This is a genomic window from Cupriavidus sp. R6-3 (assembly GCF_059772245.1).
In genome coordinates, this window is record NZ_JCBAJO010000299.1 from 1 (window position 1) to 4,666 (window position 4,666).

Annotated in this window: 5 protein-coding genes; 3 read left to right on the forward strand and 2 right to left on the reverse strand. The window is 70.2% G+C overall.

Annotated elements, in window-relative coordinates; translation table 11 throughout:
- Window positions 1-918, forward strand: a 918-nt coding sequence (locus tag AC6EI8_RS24325; protein WP_498383105.1) for a pentapeptide repeat-containing protein, incomplete at its 5' end; no start/stop codon positions are given.
- Here the strand turns inward: AC6EI8_RS24325 and AC6EI8_RS24330 are convergent.
- Both AC6EI8_RS24330 and AC6EI8_RS24335 read right to left on the reverse strand, forming a co-directional pair.
- Entirely contained in the window at window positions 905-1,918 is a 1,014-nt protein-coding gene (locus AC6EI8_RS24330; RefSeq protein ID WP_498383110.1) for a Bug family tripartite tricarboxylate transporter substrate binding protein, read from the reverse strand. The two genes, AC6EI8_RS24325 and AC6EI8_RS24330, sit on opposite strands and share 14 nt — an antisense overlap.
- Window positions 1,919-2,027: 109 nt before the next feature.
- On the reverse strand, window positions 2,028-2,711 hold the full coding sequence (locus AC6EI8_RS24335) for a TetR/AcrR family transcriptional regulator (RefSeq protein WP_498383106.1): 684 nt from the start codon (window positions 2,709-2,711) through the stop codon (window positions 2,028-2,030).
- 282 nt (window positions 2,712-2,993) lie between these two features.
- Between AC6EI8_RS24335 and AC6EI8_RS24340 the strand changes: the two genes are divergently transcribed.
- Together AC6EI8_RS24340 and AC6EI8_RS24345 are read left to right on the forward strand one after the other, a co-directional pair.
- Window positions 2,994-3,800 (forward strand): IclR family transcriptional regulator, encoded by an 807-nt coding sequence (locus AC6EI8_RS24340; protein WP_149318658.1) that lies wholly within the window; start codon window positions 2,994-2,996, stop codon window positions 3,798-3,800.
- 144 nt (window positions 3,801-3,944) lie between these two features.
- Window positions 3,945-4,666 (forward strand): CoA-binding protein (locus AC6EI8_RS24345; protein ID WP_498383108.1); only part of this gene is annotated, 722 nt, incomplete at its 3' end.

Below are 4,666 nucleotides of genomic sequence, written 5' to 3' on the forward strand. Positions count from 1 at the left end.
GCATCGGAGGCCGCATCCGAGGGCGCATCCGAAGGCGCGGGCAAGGTGCCGCCGCAGAGCCGGCCCGCCATGCCGCCGGGCATCGACCTGCGCCGCCTTTGTCCCGACGTCGCGGCGCATCTGTTCGGCCCAGGCGCGGACTTGCGCGGACGCAATCTGCGCGACAGCGACCTGGGCCCGCTCGATCTGAGCGGCGCCGACTTGCGCGGCGCGGTGCTGATCCGCTGCAAGGCCGCCGGGGCCAGCCTCGTCGGCACCGATCTGCAGGGAGCCGATCTGCGCTGTGCCGACCTGCGCGGCGCCCGGCTGGACGCGGCCAAGCTGTCCGGCACGCGGCTCGCCGCGGCCCGGCTGCAGAACGCCTCGCTGCATGGTGCCGATCTGCACGGCCAGACGCTCGACATGATGGCTTTGGCCGGCGCGACGCTGCACGGCGCGGACCTGACGGGCGCGCGCCTGGTGCTGGCCGGCGACGTGTTCACCAACGGCGCCGTACGCCGGGCCATGCTCAAGCCCTTGCATCAGCGCGAGGACAATCTGCTGTGGACGCTGGTCTCCCTGCCGGATCCGGACCGGCGCCGCGAACTGATGCGGGCGATCGTGCGGGCGCTTTGGCACGCCGTCACCCAGGGCGAGGACGTCTCCGACACCCATGATGCCCTCGCCGCGGTGCTGCTCAGGAACATCGACGACTATTGGGGCGACCCGCGCGACAAGAACGCCGACATCGCGTTGAACGGCTGGATCCAGACACTGGCCCGGCATCAGTGCCTGCGCCTGGCCGACGCGCTGCCCGAGCCCTGCGAAGGAGCGCTGCTGCAACTGGCGGACCGCTATCGCGCCATGTTTGCCGAGCGCGGCGGCCTGCCATGGGAGGTGCCGCTGAAGTTACGCTCGCAAGCCGTCAGTCGAGCCTGACGCCGGTATCGGCGGTCAGCTTCAGCACCACCGGCAGATAGGCGCGATACGCGCTGCTGGCCTCGGCCGGCAGATTGCCGACCGGCTCGGCGCCCATTTCGTCGATCCGGCGCGCCAGCGGGCCGCTCCTGACCAGCGCGCTGACCTCGCGCCCGAGCCGCTCGACGATGGCCGGCGGCGTCTTCGCGGGGGCCAGCAGCGTGGTCGGCCCGACGACCTCGTAGGCCGGATCGCGGTAACCCGCCTCGGCGAAGGTCGGCACATCGGGCAGGCCCACCGCCCGGCGCGTGCCGATCACCGCCAGCGGGCGCAGCTTGCCGGTGGCGATGTGCTGCTTCAGCGCGGTCACCGAGCCGATCGTCATGTTGACCTGCCCGGCCAGCAGATCCGACACCATCGGCCCTTCGCCGCGATAGGGCACATGCAGGATATCGAGGCCCTTCGTCTTGGCCAGATACGACTGGATCGTATGCGGCTGCGTGCCGGGTCCCCATGATCCCATCCGCAAGGCGCCGGGATGGGCCTTCGCGTAGGCGAGCAATTCGTCGACGCTCTTGACCGGCAGCGTGCTGTTGACCACCAGCACGGTGCGCATGGTGGCGATGTCGGAGACCGGCTGCAGATCGGTGCGCGGGTCGTAGGGCAGCTTCCTGTACAGCGCCAGGTTGGCCGTGATCGGCCCGGGCACCGTCATCAGCAGCGTGTAGCCGTCGGGCGCTGACTTGGCGACATGGTCGGTGCCGATGATGCCGCCCGCGCCGCCCTTGTTCTCGACCACCACCGGCTGGCCCAGCCGCTGGCTCAGCGTGTCGCCCAGCGTGCGGGCCAGCGTGTCGGTCGAACCGCCGGCCGGATAGGGCACGACGATCCTGATCGGTTTGCTGGGGTAGGTGTCCTGCGCATGCAGCGGCAAGGCCGCCAGCGTCAGCAGCGCCAGGGTGGCGGCGCGCATCGCCGTCGTGCGTCGCGCCAACCATCGTGCCATCGTGTATCGCGCCATCGTGCATCGTGGCGCCTCATGCCTGGCCGCCTTGCTGCGTGGGTTCATGCTGGTCTCCGTCTTGTGATGATGGTTTGGGATCGCGATGGGCCCGGCCCGCTCGCTGGCTTCAATCCCGCATCGGCGCCAGATAGCTGCCGATCAGCCGCGCCATCTGCACGGGCAGTTCGTCGTCGTCCAGCCGCACCGGCAGCGGGTCATGCAGCAGCGCATTGACCAGCATGCCGAACAAGGCCTGCATGGCGAAGCGCACCTTCGCCTCGGCCCGGGCGTCGTCGCCGAGCCGCGGCACCAGCAGCGCCACCATCCGGTCCGCAAAGGCCGTCGCACAGTCCCCATGGGGCTGCCACGCCTGTGGGCGAGCGCCGGCCTGCTGCAGCGCCGCCCGCAGCAGGCCGCGCTGCGCCCGGCAGCCGCGCACCAGCAGGCGCATCGCCTTGTCGAGCAGCACCGCGGTCGGCAGCGCGGCGCAGCGCGAAGACGCCAGATGGTGCGCCATCGCCTGCTGCGCCTCGTGTACCGCCGCCGTCTGCAACGCTTCGAAGAAGGCCGCCTTGTCGCGGAAGCGCCCATAGAAGGCGCCGACCGACAGCTCGCAGGCCGCGACGATCTGCGCCACCGAGATCGCTTCGAAGTCGCGCGTGGCCAGCAGCGTGCGGCCCGCCGCCAGCAGGGATTGCTCGGTATCGCGGGCACGCTGGCGCTTGGGCGCGTGCAGCAGCGAACGGGTGTCGAGGGCGGGGAAGGCGCTGCGCGCGGTGCCCGGCAGCGGGAACGGGGAGGCAGGGGTCATGGCGGCTTCCTGAGGCGGCTACGGATACGGGTGCGGATAAGGGATGCGGACAGGGATGCGGACCGGAATGCGGACCGGAATGCGGACCGGAATGCAGGCTCGACCGGCGACGCCAATGCGTCCGCCATCTGTCCGGCCCAGCGTCCGATCCAGTGTCCGGTCACGTTAGGGGCACGCGCGGGGAGCGTCAACGGAAGTCGATCTATTTCCAATATCTGGAAATTCGTTCCATCATTTGACGGTCGTTGCCGAGGCCACCCACACTGGATTTCAGGAGACAACATGAACACGCCGGTCGAACAATTCATCGCCGAGCGCCGCCGCGACGACCCGTCGTTCGGCGGCCTGCTCGCCAAGGGCTTTGCCTTGCTGCGCTGCTTCATCGACGAGCCGCAGCCGATGGGCAATGGCGAACTGTCGCGCCGGCTGCAACTGCCGCGCGCCACGGTGTCGCGCATCTGCAAGACCCTGTACGAGCTGGGCTATCTCGACTGGGACCCGAAGCTCGACAAGTACTTCGTCAGCGCGCAGGTGCTGGCGCTCGGCTATCCGTACCTGACGGGCCTGCCGATGCGGCATACCGCGCGGCCGCTGATGCAGGCGCTGGCCGACCGCATCGAGGGCGCGGTGTCGATGGGCGTGGCGCACCGGCTCGACGTGACCTATCTGCTCACCTGCACCCACAACGAGGGCACGCCGGCGCGGCCGGGTGTCGGCGCGGTGCGTTCGGTGCTGAACACCGGCATGGGTCGCGCGTTCCTGTGCACGCTGTCCAAGGCCGAGTTCCAGCGGCTGATGGAGATCGCCCAGCGCGAGCGTCCCGACGAATACGCCGCCAGCTACGACCGCATCTGCCACAACGTCGCCCACTATCCGAAACGCGGCTTCGCGACCAACGAGGGCGAGGCGGGCATCGGCGTGCATGGCGTCGGCATCTACTCGCGCATCGTCTATCTGAACCGCCCGCTGCTGTTCAACTGCGCGATTGCCGGCAGCAAGCTGCGCCGCGGCATGCTGGAAAAGCGCGTGGCGCCGATGCTGGTCGAGATGGTCCGCAGCATCGAGCAGGCAGCGGGCGTCGGGCGATAGCGCACGCCGGGCCGCCGCCCGGCCACCGCCGGCGTGGCACGTTCCCGCAGCGGGTTCCGGCGACCTGGCGAACGCGACAACATGAGAGACACCACGATGCCGCCGCCACGGCGGCATCGGCCCACAACGACAACGGAGACATCGATGCCAGACCCGACCCCTGCGCCGACCCCCGCGCCGACGCGCGAACCGACCCCCACACCGCTCCCCGACCTGACCGCCTTGCTGCGGCCGCGCTCGATCGCCGTGATCGGCGCCTCGTCCCAACCAGAGAAGGTCGGCGGCATGCCGATCCGGTTGCTGCGCGAGTTCGGCTACGGCGGCCGCGTGCATCCGGTCAACACGGCATCGGCCGAGATCCAGGGGTTACCCGCCACGCCCTCGCTGGCCGCGCTCGGCGAGCCGGTCGACCTGGCCATCGTCGCGGTGCCGGCGCTGGCCAGCGCCGACGTGATGGCGCAGCTGGCGGCTAACGGCACGCGCGCGGCGGTGTTCTTCACGTCTGGCTTCGCCGAGGTCGGCGAGGAGGGCACCCGCATGCAGCAGGCGCTGGCCGAGCAGGCGCGGCATCACGGCATCACGCTGCTGGGGCCCAACTGCCTGGGCGCGATGAACCTGCGCGAGCGCATGTTCGCAACCTTCTCGCCGATTCCGCTGAGCGGGCTGCCGCCGCTGGGCGATGTGGGACTGGTCAGCCAGAGCGGGGCTTTCGGCGCCTATGCCTTCGCGCTGGCGCGCGAGGCCGGGCTCGGCCTGAGTCACTGGGTCACCACCGGCAACGAGGCCGGGCTGCAGGTGGCCGACGTGATCGAATGGCTGGCGCACGACGACGACACACGCGTGATCCTGGCCTATATGGAAGGCTG